The sequence below is a fragment of the Allobosea sp. P1_A7 genome, from assembly GCF_056406775.1.
Genome location: NZ_JBFTZN010000145.1, coordinates 1 through 13,972 on the forward strand (window position 1 = coordinate 1; position 13,972 = coordinate 13,972).

Genomic DNA, 13,972 nt, shown 5'->3' on the forward strand with positions numbered 1-13,972 from the left:
TTCGTGGGCCATTTCGGCGGGGTGCTTATCGACGAAGGTGAACTTGAAAATGCCATGGCGGGCGACGCAGCGTCTGAGGATGCTTACGATCGCCTCGCTTGCGAGTATCCGGATTGATCCGATTCCCGGGACGGAAGTGTCCTGCCAGCGGGCTTCTTTCGATTGGGCCACACGGGCTTCTCAACAATGGGGGAGGGGCGGAAGCGGTTTGGCTTTGCGCCCAGAAACAGACCTGATTCCCCGGGTGGCATCGACGTTGCGCCGGACCGCACGACTGGCAACGCGGCTTCGGTACGGTACCTTGGGTCCTTCGGATTTTAGCAATTGTGCTCACGTGAAATGCACGGCCTCGCTGGCATGGAGCCCCAGAAGTTCCGGAGCCTGTGTTGATGAGCGAAGACACCTCTATCTTTGTCGACCGCAGTTCTTCTTTTGAATCAGAGGCTCCTGCATTCGAGGAAAACGCTCCAGAGCAACAGCCACGGCTGACCGGCAGTTCGCGCGAAACCGACCAGGGTCGTTCGGCCAACAAGAAGGGGGAGGGCTCTTCACAGGTCCAGGCCACCGGTGACGACCGGCACATGCTGGAGAGTCTCAAAMAGATCCGTGATCGCGCGCTCGCTGGTCGTCGTCGCGCCATTACCGATGCGTTCGCCCTGGCTGATCAGTGCAAGGCCTTCGGCCAACGCCTGTCGAARGCGCAGCTTCTCGCGTTCATCAGAAATGAGTGCCGCGTGTCTCGGACGGAGGCAAACGCGTACCTGCTCTTGGCCGACTTCGCCGGTCCAGAGCGAGCCGATCTTGAGCGGAGTGCSATTGAAGTCGGTGTTCTGTGCCGACTGGCCAAGCAGCCCGCCACTGTCCGGKCTGAAGCGCTGACCGTGTTGCGCTCCGGGCGGACCTTGTCGTTGGCGGACCTCCGCTTGCTCCGGCGCGACGTACTTGCCGGAGATGCTCGAAACTCCTCGCAGCCCGATCGCACCGCCATCAATGAGTTGAAGCGAGTTGCCCGGCTGAAGGCGAAGGMCCAGGTGGATCGCTTCATTCTGGATCTCGCCGGTTTGGCCAATGCGTTCGCGGCGCTCTACAACGAAACTACTCCGGAGGACTGTTCGGCCGAGACGTTGGCAAGAGTCCAGGCGCTTTCCGTGGATGCAAGCCATCTTGCGAAGGAACTCCGGGAACTCGTTCCCGCCAAAGTGCTCACTCCGAGCAGCTCATTGGGTGAGCGTTCCTGGATCACGGTGCAGGATGCTCTTGAACAGATTGCGGCGGGTAAGCTCTGCTCCATGGAAGGCTGGTGCTGGCCGGACGTTCACCCCTTCTGGATCGATGAGCACCTGCACGAGATTCTTGGATGGGCGCTGGGCCAGGAAATCCCGGAACTGGCGGGCCGAAAGCGTCCCGTACCCAACGGTGGCGTCGCACTCGATCGCCATCCACGGAGATCTGCCTCACGGCCCTCTGCTCCCTATCGGTATTCGGTGCTTGAACTCTGCGCCGGTGCGGGTGGGCAGGCGATCGGGCTGCATGCAGCCGGTTTCCGCCACGTCGGCATTGTCGAGAAAAATCCGGAGGCTGCCGCGACCCTTCGCAGCAATCGCCCGAAGTGGCCCCTCATCGAGGCTGACATCAACACGATTGATATCAGCCGCTTCGAGGGTGTTGACCTCGTCGCGGGCGGGCTGCCCTGCCAACCCTACTCGCAAGCAGGTGAACGCCGCGGCGCGGCTGACGAGCGGGATTTGTTCGATCGCGCTCTTGAGATCGTCCAGCAGATCCGTCCGAAGGCGGTGATGATCGAGAATGTTGTTGGGATCACTCAGGTCACCCACGCTCTCCGCAGGCTCAACGTCTTTTCCACGCTCGAACGACTCGGTTACGATTCGGATTGGCGTGTCATTGAAGGGCCTGTGTTCGGCCTGGGGCAGAATCGCCGTCGCGCGATCCTCGTGGCGATGCGGCGCGGGATGATGCATCGCTTCCGTTGGCCACTTGCTCCTGAAGTGACACCGACGTCGGTGGGCACGCTGCTGAAGGACTTGATGGGAGCTTGCGGCTGGACGGGCCTCGATGAGTGGGTGGCCAAAGCCGATGGCCTTGCGCCCACGCTCATCGGGGGGAGCGCGAAGAAGATGGGCATGGACCTCGCTCAGCCAAATTCGCGCCGGGCGTGGCGCGATATCGGCGTGAATCCCGACAAGGTTGCAAAAGACGCCCCCGGCCCGAACTACGACGACATCCCCCATCTGACCCTGGCGATGCTTGCTCGCCTCCAGGATTTTCCAGACAATTGGGTCTTCTCCGGATCGCGCCAGGCGCAATTCCGGCAGGTTGCGAACGCCTTCCCACCAAGGCTGTCCCGCGTCATGGGCCTCGCGATTCAACGCGCGCTCTCRGGCGAAGAARTCAGCKTRAARACTGCYATCGAAGCACCGCTTTTCAAACGRATCGATTTGGCGGAGCTGAACCTGCACATGCGTGAAGCKGCGGAGTAACAAGCGCAGGTGTGCCGCCATGCTCACGGCATTTCGGGTAACTGATCAATGAGCTTATCCAGCGTGATCGGGTAATCGCGCACGCGCACGCCCGTGGCATTGTAGATCGCATTCGCGACCGCGGCGGCGACCCCGCAAATGCCGAGTTCGGCGACCCCTTTGGCCTTCATCGGCGATGAGATCGGGTCCTCTTCGTCGAGAAAGATAACGTCCTGATGCGGAATGTCGGCATGAACCGGAACCTCATAGCTTGCGAGGTCGTGATTGACGAAGAAGCCGGTGCGTGTGTCGACGACCAGTTCCTCCGTTAGGGCGGCGCCGACGCCCATGGTCATGGCTCCGATCAATTGGCTGCGTGCCGTCTTCGGATTCAGGATGCGGCCACAGGCGCAGGCGGCGAGCATACGTCTGACACGGGTCTCGCCTGTGGCTGCATCGACGCCGACTTCGACAAAATGCGCGCCGAACGTCGATTGCTGATACTTTTTTGCGAGGTCGCCATACTCGATGCTGTCCTCGGCCACGAGGCCGCTTGCACCAGCGGCCTCGGCGAGCGACGCACTTCGATTGCCCAGGCGGACCTGTCCATCGGCGAACACAGCTTCCGCGGAATTGAAGCCGAGCCTCTGGGCCACAGCCTCGCGCAGCTTGACGCAAGCGGCATAGACACCGGCGGTCGAATTGTTGCCGCCCCATTGCCCGCCCGAGCCACAAGAGACCGGAAAGGTCGAGTCGCCGAGGCGGACGGTCACTTTCGCGACCGGCAAGCCCATCATCTCCGCCGCGGTCTGGGCAATGATGGTGTAGCTGCCGGTGCCGATGTCCGTCATGTCGGTTTCGACCGTCACGGTGCCATTGCCGTCGAGGTGAACGCGTGCCGCCGACTTTGTCAGCAGATTATTGCGAAAGGCGGCGGCGACACCCATCCCGACAAGAAAGCGTCCATCGCGCCCTCGGCCCGGCTGGGGCTGACGCTTGCTCCAACCGAACCGTTCCGCGCCGGTACGCAGGCATTCGACGAGAYGACGCTGTGAGAACGGGCGCTCCGGATGCTCAGGGTCGACTTTGGTGTCATTAAGGATGCGGAACTCTACCGGATCTTGCCCGAGCTTCTCCGCCATTTCATCGATGGCAATCTCGAGTGCCATCATCCCCGATGCCTCGCCCGGCGCACGCATCGCGTTCCCTTCAGGGAGGTCGAGCACCGCTAGCCGCATTGAGGTCATGCGGTGGGGCCCGGCATAGAGCAGGCGCGTCTGGCTCACCGCTGTTTCCGGATCACCACCCGGCAGGTCGCCAGACCAGCTTTCGTGGCCGATCGCAGTGATCTTGCCGTCCCGCGTGGCACCGATGCGGATGCGCTGGATCGTTGCCGGTCGGTGCGTCGTGTTGTTGGCTATGAGCGGGCGAGTCAAGGCGACTTTGACCGGCCGCCCGGCCGCTCGCGCGCCGAGCGCCGCCAACAGCACGTCGGCGCGCAAGAACAGCTTTCCGCCGAAGCCGCCGCCAATGAATGGCGACAAGACGCGGACCTTGTCCTTGGGAATACCGAGCGTCTGCGCGAGATCGGCGGCCGCCCAGGCAATCATTTGATTGGACGTCCAAACCGTGAGCCTGTCCCCGTCCCAGGCTGCGATCGAGGCATGAGGTTCCATCATCGCGTGCGACTGATCGGGCGTCGTGTAAGTCTCGTCGAGCTGGATGGGCGCGGCGGCRAACGCAGCAGTAAAATCTCCGACTGAGGTATCGGCCGGTCCGCCGAAGCCCGGTTTGGGGGTGCCAGCCGAACTCTTCGCAGCAGTGAGGTCGAAGGCGCCCTCGGTCTGTGCATAGTCCGTCTGGATCAGATGCGAGGCGGCGCGCGCCTGCTCGAATGATTCCGCGACGACGAGTGCAACCGCCTGATGGTAATGCTCGATGGCAGGGCCACCGAGCAAGGCCGCGGTGTTCCGGTTTCCCTTGCCGAGTTTGCCCGCGTTCTCCGCGGTGACGATCGCGAGCACGCCGGGCGCGGCCTTCGCTTCCGCAAGATCGATCGAGGCGATGCGTCCCTTCGCGATCGCCGCGCCTACAACGTAGCCATAGGCCTGGTTCGGCACGACATCGTGTCGTTCATAGGCGTAGGGCGCCGTACCCGTCGTCTTGAGCCGGCCGTCGATCCGATCGGTGGGCTGACCGATCACCTTGAGCTGGTCAATCGGATTGGTCGTTGCTGGGGTGTCGAACCTCATGACGCTAGCCTCGTGCTTCGGCCAGAACGGCGCCAAGGGTGCGCTCGATCAGCGGCAGCTTGAATGCGTTCTGTCGGGTTGGGGCGGCGCCGGCGAGAAGTTGCGACGCAATCGCCTTGGCGCCGCGCGGCAATTCGGCTTCGGCCGCCTCGACACGCCATGGCTTGTGGGCCACGCCGCCGAGCGCCACGTACCCGCTACCGTCTCGCTGAACGATCGCGCCGATCGAAACCAATGCGAAGGCATAGGAGGCGCGGTCGCGGACCTTGCGATAGATCTGCCGGCCGCCGACGGGCTTCGGCAACGTGACCGCAGTGATCAGTTCTCCGAGCATGAGTTCGTTCTCGATCTGGGGAGTGTCGCCGGGCAATCGATAGAACCCGGCGATGGGAATGCTCCGAGCTGTGCCGTCCGCGCGCAGCGTCTCCACCGTCGCGTCGAGCGCGCGCATGGCCACGGCCATGTCGCTCGGGTGCGTCGCGATGCAGGCGTCGCTCGCGCCCAGGATCGCGTGATTGCGCGTGAATCCGCCGATGGCGGCGCAGCCGCTGCCAGGCTGACGTTTGTTGCACGGCTGGTCGATGTCATAGAAATACGGACAACGTGTACGCTGAAGCAGGTTGCCCGCGGTGGTTGCCTTGTTGCGCAGTTGGCCGGAGGCTCCGGCGACCAATGCGCGTGTGAGCAGGGGATAGTCGCGTCGCACGCGCACATCTGATGCCAGATCGGTGTTTCGCACTAGCGCCCCGATGCGCAAGCCACCGTCAGGCGTGGCCTCGATCTTGTCGAAGGCGAGGCCGTTCACGTCGACCAGGTGTGTGGGCGTTTCAATCTCAAGCTTCATGAGATCAAGCAGATTGGTGCCGCCGGCGATGAATTTGGCGCCCGGGACACGTGTGGCTGCGGCGACTGCTTCGGCTGGCGAACCTGCACGTTCATAGATGAAGGACTTCATGCTTTCCTCCCAGCCACCTCGCTGATGGCGTCTATGATGTTGGGATAGGCGGCGCAGCGGCAGATGTTGCCGCTCATGCGTTCCCGGAGCTCTATGGGCGTCAACTCCGGGTCAGCCATCAGATCAGCAGTGACATGGCTTGGAATGCCCGCCTTGATCTCCTCGATCACTGCGACCGCCGAGCAGATTTGGCCGGGCGTGCAATAACCGCATTGATATCCGTCATGTTTCACGAAGGCGGCCTGCATCGGATGCAGATTCTCGGGCCTGCCCAGCCCCTCGATGGTCGTGATGCTGTCGCCCTCGTGCATCACCGCCAGCGTGAGACATGAATTGATCCGACGGCCCTCCGCGATCACCGTGCACGCACCGCACTGGCCGTGATCGCAACCCTTTTTGGTTCCGGTCAGATGAAGATGCTCACGAAGCGCGTCGAGCAGCGTGGTGCGCACATCCAGCCTGAGCTTGCGCATCTCGCCATTCACGACCATCGAGACGTCCGAATTGGAAGTGGGGGCTTGCATCGCCGATCTTTCGGCGGTTGGAGGCGCCGCGGCTTGTGCCAGGGAAGGAACGCCAAGCGCCGCAGATGCGGCTCCGGCGATCAACAGGTCCCGCCGCCTGAGTTCGTTGTCGCGGTGGCTTTGCATTTGATGTTCCCATCCCTCGCGCTGGCGCCGCAGCGGCTGAACACCCCTTCGGCTGAGAACAAAACAACCAAGCGATGGTTCCTGCCGATTCCGTCAGTTCCCTTACGTGTCCGGGCGTGTGACCTCGCGGGGGGCGCTGTTGATCCGGTGGTCTTTGCTACCAAATACCGTCGGGTCAAACGGTCGTAGGCGAGATGACGGCGTGACTGGCCCAAATTGCGGAGTGAGGCCGGGCCATCGAGCGCGCGCCTCACTCTTTGTTCGATTGGCAGGCCTACCCTGCCCAACCCGATTTGGGCTCGATGTCAGACGGACTAGTCGAGTTCGTCGACTTTAGTGGTTCCAGATGCGCCAGCAGCGCCAGTGGCTTTCTTTCCAGCCTTGGCTCCAGCGCTGCCATGCCCGCTGACGCCTGCCTTGACGCGTGGGGCCACGACCTCAGCGTCGACATCGGCATTTCCGCTGGCTGAGGTCGCGGGACCGCCGATTTTGCCCTGTGCCTTGCCGCGAGTCTGGTTATCGACCGAGACGCCCTGCGCCAGAGCAGGCCCTGCAAGTGCGGCAGACATCGCAAGCACAATCGCGGACAATTTCACGCCATTCATCGGCTTCTCCTAGTCTGAATGCGCGACGGTATCGGTATTGGTGCGCCGCTCGCCTGGAACAATTGGACCGCCGCGCCAGGTCGGTACGAACGACGCAGGCCCATGCAAACGGCGCAGCATGACCATTGTTCGGAGTTTCTGGGGTGATTTCGCGAGTCCKGTGCCGTATTGCGGCCCCGCATGTGGCAGTGATCAATCCCTGGCCCACAGGGGCGGGCGCTTCGAATTTTTCACCGTTTGGATAGGCGGCTGTTCGGATTTAAGTGTGGAATCACTGGTTTGACCGCGACAACACACGAGGATCGCTTCGCCCGCTTGGACGAGTCCGGATGGGGTGAGAACCAGAAAACCCCAACACTAAGGACATGAAGATGAAGAAGCTCGCATTCGTCGCGGTCGCTCTGGCCCTAAGCGTCAGCGCTGCCTCCGCAGCGCCGCTCGAAGGCACCTACTCGGGGACCGTCTCGCAGTCGAACGGCAGCACCTTCGAGCAGAGCCGTCTCAAAGGTCACCTCAAACTCGGCCACGGTCACCGGCACAACCAGCCAGGGCAGCGGCACTGTGACCGCTCGTCGCGACGGCAACAGCCTGACATTCGGCAAGCAGACGATCGGACGCTGACGATCAACGGCAACACCGCCACCCTGACCGGCCGGAACTCGTCCAACGGCGCGACCCTGCAAGGCACTCTGACCAAGCGCTGATCCCGCCGGTGCGGGAAAGACACAGCGGGCGGCGGCCTAGCTGCCGTCGCGATCGAGCCAGGATTTAGGTGTAACTTCCACACTTAAATCCGAATAGCCGGATAGGCTCATTGGTCGAATGACCTGCGACGTCGCAGAGCCAGGAGCGACCACATGGCGATCAGCTCGCCCGTTTTGCAACGATGGTCAGCATGCCGTCTTCACCGAGCTGGGCAACGACCACGTCCCGTGATGTGAAGCCCTTCGCCGCGAGCGCCGATTTCAGCTCCGGCTCATTCTCTATGGCCGCTTGCAATTGCTGGATCTCGTCAGCCGAATGATTTGTCCGTACCTGGTTGACCTGCACCTGGGCCTCGGCCGGAAGCGCAGCGAGATCGACGACGCTCACCGATTTGATAGTTGCTCGGCCCGAGCCCTGTTGCGGTGATGCAGACGGAGGCGTGGGCTGCGATAGACCCTGCGCATTCGCGCTGCCTGCCAGAATGAACGTAGCGCCGACCACAGTTGTTATGATCTTTCGCATCGGATTTCCTTCCATGAGCTGTGGATAGGCGTCCAATTTCATAACGCGAATGCGGTCAGAGGCTGAAGCTGATCTGGTCATTTAGTGACCATATGGCGGCAGGGCTGCGCGTCTGACTATCGACCTTTCACGGTAGGTCTCTTCGCCGCCGTCGATGCCAAGATTCGGGGACGACGATCCGGAAAATCCGATGAGCCTGCGGGGCTTGTCCAGGGAAGGCCGGGTCCAGAATGCCCTCGCCGCCGCCCGGGGCGCCCTATCAGCACCAGACCATCAATCCCCGCTGAAATCCTCCGGGAGACTCAGGGTGGTTTACGCCGACCGAACCCGACCGTCATCTCGCCCCTCCGGCCTCCCGCACTTCGGCCGGGAGGGGATTATTCTGTCTCCGGGTCTTGAATCGCCGTGATCAGTCGCACGAGGCTGACGACATTGCGATGTGCGCAATTGAACACGGCCAGCGAGGCCGCCGGACTATCAGGCCTTCCAAGCGCCGTGCTGGCTTCAACGGCGGCATGGGTGAGTTCGGCGTAGAGCGCTCGCATTCTGTCAAGCATCGCCGCCGACGGTTGGGTGGCCCGAGATTCCGGCGTGAGCCTCCCGACCCTGCCTTCCTGACTTGTTTGGAGCCTTCCCACGGTATTTTGCCGTCGCTGTCCAGCCCTCTCGTCGTCGCCGTTAGGCKGATAGGCCCCAGCCGGACGGGAGACCGGGTTATGGCCAGTCCGATCATGAGGACCACGGGGGGTAACACTTGAACTGAGCTTCTGCGGGTTCATGGCTGGCCTCTCTTCGGTGACGTGGCTCGGATGGATGCATGCCCCTTTGCGGCATCTAGAGAGATTTCCGCCACGCTCGCGCGAACCGCGAAGTCCAACCATTGGCGGCTCACAGCGACATAAGTGGAGCGAGTAAGATCGGATTGTGATGGATGCGATCGGACGTTGGGGGACCGCCCCAGGGGGCGTCGACGACGGCGCCGGCTGGCCTTGCTTAAGCAGGCATAGCGCATGACATGACAGGCGCGCGGGCGTTCACGATCGGCGCCGATTGTGCATCGGGGCATTGGTCAATCTTGTGCTCAGCACGGCTACGGGTTTGACCTCAATCGGTTACGCTCAAAGGGGGGCTTGATCATCCTGCGAATGAACGAAGTCGGCCGACTTCGGACCTCGAGCGGCCCCCGTCGATATTTCGCCTGCGAACTGTTCCAGACTCGGCAGCACTGCAAAGCTTGGCCAATCAAAGCGGGACGAATTGCGCGCGCTGATCAGGCGAGCGCTGCCGTCCACCGTCCATCCGACGCGACTGCATCGTCTGGTCGAATTGCCACGGCCGCGCCGGAATGCCGGATTCATCCTTCGTTCGGAGGATGCCGGGCTTCGGCTTGGCGCGTACCAGAGACAGCCTTGGCTTGCTGGGGCGCAGTTGACCTTTGAAACCGAAGCCCCGAGGGGGAGCCCTCGTTTCTCGTGCGACCGGACGCCKACCGTGGGCGCCTCGGCTCGAGACCGTCGCATGCGTCTCGATGACCGGAGGGTCGCATTGAGGCGAGAGCTCGGGCTCAGCGGCAACCGGGCGGCCTCGATGAGTACGCAGGATGCCAGTTCGGGCGCCCCGCTTGCCCCGTTGTCAGCAGCGTTCCAACAGATCCCAACGCCTGGAGCGCATGGCGAGGATAGCAATGCCCCGAGCGCATCCGCGAGAGGTAATCGGCGGTTCAGCCTGGGAGATTGCGATGTCGGTCGTTCAAATGCGTCCACGCCCTGACGATGTCCCTGATCACTCGACGGCGGCCGAAGTCGAGCGCATCAAATCCGCCTATGCGGAATATGCGGAAAGGGATCGCGGAAATCCGGAGAATGAGAGACGCCCCGGACGCCTGCGCATGGTGCGCGATCGCGATGTCGCCCTGTACGGGTTGCTTGATCGGGAAGCGGCCACACCCCTTGAGCAATATCGGGTCCTCGACCTGGGCTGCGGGACGGGAGATCTGGTCCGCCGATTGCAGCGCTACGGTTTTCCCAACGACCGCCTGTTCGGGATCGACCTGCTGCCGGAAGCCCTCGCGACCGCCCAACGGAAATGCCCGGACGTATCGTTCACGGAAGCCAATGCGGAGAATGTGCCGTTTCCCGACCAGCATTTCGATTTCATCCTGGTCTTCACGGTGTTCTCCTCGATCCTGAGCCCCCTGATGGCCAGGAACGTGGCGCGCGAGATCAATCGCGTCCTGTCTCCGAACGGGGTGATCATCTGGTATGACATGCGTTACCCCAATCCCTGGAACCGCAATGTCAGGGCCATGACACGCCGCCACATCCAGGACCTGTTTCCCGAGTTCGAGAGCGAACTGGCCTCGAAAACGCTGATTCCTCCCATCGCATACCGCCTCGGCCCGCTCACTGAGCCGCTCTATCCGGCGCTGACGATTTTCCCCGCGTTTCGATCGCACTATTTCGGCATGCTGCGCCGGGCGTCCGCTGGCCGAACGTCGCTGCTTGGGGACAGCCTTGGAGTCTGATGCGAAGGGTGTGACGACGCTCGGTCCTCGGGGGGTTCCGGGTAGAGGCCGTAGAACTATCCGGCCTGCGAGTGCATCTAGGGCCGTTCCCCGAGTTGGGTCGGCGCTCGCTCGGTCCGTAGCTGATGATCCGGATGCTGACCATTGGCTCCCGGCTGGGTTGGGCGGAGAGCGGGCCATTGCGCCGGCGAAACCCGAGGGATGTCCGGGCGCGCCCGATCGGTTGCGTGACTTAGGACCCCTGCGTCGATGGGGGCGACAGGGCAGCGCTCGCCCGCTCCTCMAATTCCCTCTCATGATGTCGTAGGAAGACGACGCCGGCCACGACCAGGCCGGTTGCGCATGCCAGGATAAGCAGGCTTATCGGTCCTGCGACCAGCTTGATCTTCTCGCCGAACAGATAAGCGGCGCCGCCAAACAGTGCGGACCAGGTCACCCCTCCAAGCGCATTCATGAGAAGAAAATGCAGCCACGGCATGCGGTTGGCTCCGGCGAGGAGAGCGGCAAAGGTGCGAAGAAGAGCGACGAAGCGGCCGAAGAAGACGATCTTGCCGCCGTGCCGCAGAAACAAATACTGGCCAACCTTGAGCCGTGCCTCGTTGATGCCAACGTATCTGCCGTAGCGCACGATCAATCGAAGCCCAATCGATCGGCCAATAAGGTACCCGATGTTGTCGCCGACGATGGCAGCTATAGCGGCAACGGTCAGCACCGGGAGAATACCGATTCCATGGGTCGAGCCGGCGTAGAGAGCAGCCGTCACCAGCGCGGTTTCCCCCGGCATCGGCACCCCCATGCTCTCAAGCATTACCACGGCAAAGAGCACCCATAGGCCATCAGCCTGCATGAGGTCCTGAATCCACGCGGGTGATAAAATGTCCAACATGAGCACCTACAAGATGCCTGTAAGGAAGCGATCGGACCGCGTGCGCACCCAATAGGCAAATCGGACCTGCGCAGCAGCGTCGCCCTGCGCGAGCCCTTGAGCTGCCATGGGCAAACCCGCCAGGTTTGAGTTTTGCTTACAAGTTGTCGGCCCAATGCTGCGTTAGGGGACCATCCTGTCCATTAACGGGATCCATTGACGGAAAGCGCAACCGCGCCATGGCTTCGCGAATCGTGGCGGTTGGTGCGCCGCGAATGATGTCACCGCTCTGACCGGGCGGGTAGGCTCCAATCACCAGGAAGTTGCTGGAGGCATTGCCACGGCAATGTCCGGTGCCAGCCGGGAGCAGCAACACGTCGCCGGCTCGGACTGATAAATTCCGTCCCTTTGGCCCACCGAGCATCACCTCTGCTGAGCCAGCCGCAATGCCGAGAACTTCGTGCCCCTGCGAGTGATAATGGAGAAAGTCGTAAATTCCATTTCGCCACTGCGCCTGCAAGCCGTTCGCGCCGAAGCGCGCCTCCATGGCAGTCGCGAGATCTTCCGTATCTCCCGGGAATGCGGCGTCATAGACGATTACGGGCAAGCGCGGGTTGTTGGGCACCCACTCGTGCTCCGCGAGGTGAATAGCCGTCGTCGAGATCGTTGCCATGGCCGTGGCGTTCTCCTGGTGAACGAAGACCGCGTGGTAACGCGAGCGTTTCACAAAAGTTCGCCCAACGCCCAGGGCGAGGACATCCGATCCAAGGCGCGACAATGACTCGGCCGCCATGACCGACGGCCGCTCGGTCAACTCGAAATTGGGCTATGAGGTCGCCGGGTACGAGGGCGCACAGCCGATGCTCGCCGCGCAGCACGGCCCTCAATACGGCTTCAGGGGCCGGATTTCCAGCTCCAGCCCGTCCACCACGGCACCGCTGTCATCTCGAACGACCAGAGCGACCTTGGCAGGTCCAGGCGGTAGTTCGCCTACCATTTCCCGCAGTGCATCATCTGCGGCTTCTCGCGCCGCCTCGACGCTCGGCAACTCAAGGGCGGCGTCAGGCTCGAGCATATTCTGTCGTTCCTTGCCGTCCCGAATGGCTGAGAAGTGGAATCGCTTCATGTGCTGACCTCSAATGGTTAGCCAATGCAGAGCTGTGCCAATGCTCAGTGAGGGTTTGGATTCGCAGGTCACACACGCCAGACACTCGCGAGCTCGAAGTCGAGTGCGGGCCTGCCATAGGTGCAAGCATGTGGAGGCGGCCCCATAATAGCGACCGTAGCCACGTCCATGGTCCCAATGGCGCGATCCGTGCGTGTGGCCCTCGTATCCGTGGTCACCCTTTTGATCTGCTCAACGTGGTCGGGCGTCCCGAGGGTCGTCAGACCTGCCACGGAGGCGGCTTGTGCCTGCCACGGGCTTGCGCCGGAGCGCTGAAGGCGGCGGTAGCCGCGACAGCAGCGGCGAACAGGATTGGCCGTAACATGGCGCTCCTTCCGGTTGATCAGGGTGAACCCGATCGAATGGAGCCCACCTGCCAGGGTGGGCTCCAGTTGATCATTCAATGATCTGAACGATCTTGCGGGTCTTCGGCTCGACCAGAACGGTCTGGTCGTTGACCACGGTGTAGCGATACTCGGTCTTGCCGTAGCGAGCCGGAACCTCGCGATAGGTTACCGTGTCGGGCAGCGTTGCGCCGACGACCACCTTCTCGCGATAAGCCACCGATGGCACCTTCTGTTCCCTTACATAAGTGCGGAACTCGGTGCGCTGGTCGGCCGCGATTCCGCCGACAATCGCGCCCGCAGCAGCGCCGCCGACTGCACCCACCGCAGCCCCCGCAGGTCCGCCGACGATCGCGCCGCCGACCGCCCCTGTCGCCGCGCCGCTCGCGGCTCCACCGGCCGCGCCAGAGTTCGACTGCGAGAACGCGGTCGCCGGAACGACGGCGAGCGCGGCGACCAGAACAAGATTCTTGATCATGGTTCTTCTCCCTTTGATGGCCCCTGCCGCAAATCTAAACGGCTGGCTGGATCGCGTGTTCCATGAATAACCGTTCATAATTAGGGAATTAGCGGGTAACTGCCCGTGTTGGGCTTGCTTAGGGTTATGCCGCCACCGCGTCGTTCCTGCTTCAATTCTTAACGCGAGCGGGTGCTTGCCCGGTGGAACCTTGGTGCGACGGCGACGTATTGATTGAACAAGGCAAGGATTTGGGGAGGCCGCGATGATCTCGCAGTTTGCAGCGCTGGTGATCCCGAGCGCGGTCTTCCTAGCCAACCACGCACAGCCGGACGCGGACGTATCCTACATCTGCAACTTCGCCGGTGGTGTGATCGTGATCGATCATCCACAGCCGACGGGTCGAGTGACCGTTCAAATCGACGGCGAGGCGCGGCCCTACATCCTGGAC

13 protein-coding genes are annotated in these 13,972 nt (G+C 62.4%); 4 read left to right on the forward strand and 9 right to left on the reverse strand.

Translation table 11 applies throughout. The features are described 5' to 3' along the window. The first annotated feature begins 389 nt into the window (after positions 1-389). On the forward strand, positions 390-2,498 hold the full coding sequence (locus AC1D34_RS22895; protein WP_476825423.1) for a DNA cytosine methyltransferase: 2,109 nt from the start codon (positions 390-392) through the stop codon (positions 2,496-2,498). A 23-nt stretch (positions 2,499-2,521) separates the two neighbouring features. Here the strand turns inward: AC1D34_RS22895 and paoC are convergent, their stop codons facing one another. The 4 genes from paoC to AC1D34_RS22915 form a co-directional block, all read right to left on the reverse strand. Next, positions 2,522-4,729, reverse strand: a complete 2,208-nt coding sequence (gene paoC, locus AC1D34_RS22900) for an aldehyde oxidoreductase molybdenum-binding subunit PaoC (protein ID WP_476825424.1) — start codon at positions 4,727-4,729, stop codon at positions 2,522-2,524. A 4-nt stretch (positions 4,730-4,733) separates the two neighbouring features. Further along, positions 4,734-5,684: an FAD binding domain-containing protein gene (locus tag AC1D34_RS22905; RefSeq protein ID WP_476825425.1), complete on the reverse strand. Its 951-nt coding sequence runs from the start codon at positions 5,682-5,684 to the stop codon at positions 4,734-4,736. After that, positions 5,681-6,334: an aldehyde dehydrogenase iron-sulfur subunit PaoA gene (gene paoA / locus AC1D34_RS22910; protein WP_476825426.1), complete on the reverse strand. Its 654-nt coding sequence runs from the start codon at positions 6,332-6,334 to the stop codon at positions 5,681-5,683. Before paoA ends, AC1D34_RS22905 begins: the two co-directional genes overlap by 4 nt. 314 nt (positions 6,335-6,648) lie before the next feature. Then, positions 6,649-6,939 carry a hypothetical protein gene (locus tag AC1D34_RS22915; protein WP_476776192.1) on the reverse strand — a complete coding sequence of 97 codons (291 nt, stop codon included), beginning with the start codon at positions 6,937-6,939 and terminating at the stop codon, positions 6,649-6,651. A gap of 371 nt (positions 6,940-7,310) precedes the next feature. Between AC1D34_RS22915 and AC1D34_RS22920 the strand changes: the two genes are divergently transcribed. Next, complete coding sequence (locus AC1D34_RS22920; RefSeq protein ID WP_476825427.1) at positions 7,311-7,643, forward strand: hypothetical protein; 333 nt, start codon at positions 7,311-7,313, stop codon at positions 7,641-7,643. 160 nt (positions 7,644-7,803) lie between these two features. Here the strand turns inward: AC1D34_RS22920 and AC1D34_RS22925 are convergent, their stop codons facing one another. Next, entirely contained in the window at positions 7,804-8,166 is a 363-nt protein-coding gene (locus tag AC1D34_RS22925; RefSeq protein ID WP_476776190.1) for a hypothetical protein, read from the reverse strand. Positions 8,167-9,904: 1,738 nt separating this feature from the next. On the opposite strand from AC1D34_RS22925, the gene AC1D34_RS22930 reads away from it, so the two are divergent. Next, positions 9,905-10,690, forward strand: coding sequence for a class I SAM-dependent methyltransferase (locus AC1D34_RS22930; protein ID WP_476776189.1), 786 nt, complete (start codon positions 9,905-9,907; stop codon positions 10,688-10,690). 232 nt (positions 10,691-10,922) lie between these two features. Here the strand turns inward: AC1D34_RS22930 and AC1D34_RS22935 are convergent, their stop codons facing one another. The 4 genes from AC1D34_RS22935 to AC1D34_RS22950 all read right to left on the reverse strand — a co-directional run bounded on the left by AC1D34_RS22935 (position 10,923) and on the right by AC1D34_RS22950 (position 13,542). Next, complete coding sequence (locus AC1D34_RS22935; RefSeq protein ID WP_476825429.1) at positions 10,923-11,576, reverse strand: DedA family protein; 654 nt, start codon at positions 11,574-11,576, stop codon at positions 10,923-10,925. A gap of 136 nt (positions 11,577-11,712) precedes the next feature. Then, positions 11,713-12,219 carry a cupin domain-containing protein gene (locus tag AC1D34_RS22940; protein ID WP_476825430.1) on the reverse strand — a complete coding sequence of 169 codons (507 nt, stop codon included), beginning with the start codon at positions 12,217-12,219 and terminating at the stop codon, positions 11,713-11,715. Positions 12,220-12,438: 219 nt separating this feature from the next. Beyond that, positions 12,439-12,681, reverse strand: coding sequence for a DUF6894 family protein (locus AC1D34_RS22945; RefSeq protein ID WP_476776188.1), 243 nt, complete (start codon positions 12,679-12,681; stop codon positions 12,439-12,441). Between the two features lie 435 nt (positions 12,682-13,116). Next, the gene (locus tag AC1D34_RS22950; protein WP_476776187.1) at positions 13,117-13,542 is read right to left on the reverse strand and encodes a DUF1236 domain-containing protein; all 426 of its coding nucleotides are present in this window, start codon (positions 13,540-13,542) and stop codon (positions 13,117-13,119) included. A 244-nt stretch (positions 13,543-13,786) separates the two neighbouring features. Between AC1D34_RS22950 and AC1D34_RS22955 the strand changes: the two genes are divergently transcribed. After that, positions 13,787-13,972: hypothetical protein (locus AC1D34_RS22955; protein WP_476825428.1), on the forward strand; the 186-nt coding region annotated here is incomplete at its 3' end.

Coding starts and splice junctions, on each gene's coding strand:
- AC1D34_RS22905 (WP_476825425.1), bottom strand. CDS start 5,684: ATGAAGTCCTTCATCTATGAACGTGCAGGTTCGCCAGCCGAAGCAGTC.
- paoA (WP_476825426.1), bottom strand. CDS start 6,334: ATGCAAAGCCACCGCGACAACGAACTCAGGCGGCGGGACCTGTTGATC.
- AC1D34_RS22915 (WP_476776192.1), bottom strand. CDS start 6,939: ATGAATGGCGTGAAATTGTCCGCGATTGTGCTTGCGATGTCTGCCGCA.
- AC1D34_RS22920 (WP_476825427.1), top strand. CDS start 7,311: ATGAAGAAGCTCGCATTCGTCGCGGTCGCTCTGGCCCTAAGCGTCAGC.
- AC1D34_RS22925 (WP_476776190.1), bottom strand. CDS start 8,166: ATGCGAAAGATCATAACAACTGTGGTCGGCGCTACGTTCATTCTGGCA.
- AC1D34_RS22930 (WP_476776189.1), top strand. CDS start 9,905: ATGTCGGTCGTTCAAATGCGTCCACGCCCTGACGATGTCCCTGATCAC.
- AC1D34_RS22945 (WP_476776188.1), bottom strand. CDS start 12,681: ATGAAGCGATTCCACTTCTCAGCCATTCGGGACGGCAAGGAACGACAG.
- AC1D34_RS22950 (WP_476776187.1), bottom strand. CDS start 13,542: ATGATCAAGAATCTTGTTCTGGTCGCCGCGCTCGCCGTCGTTCCGGCG.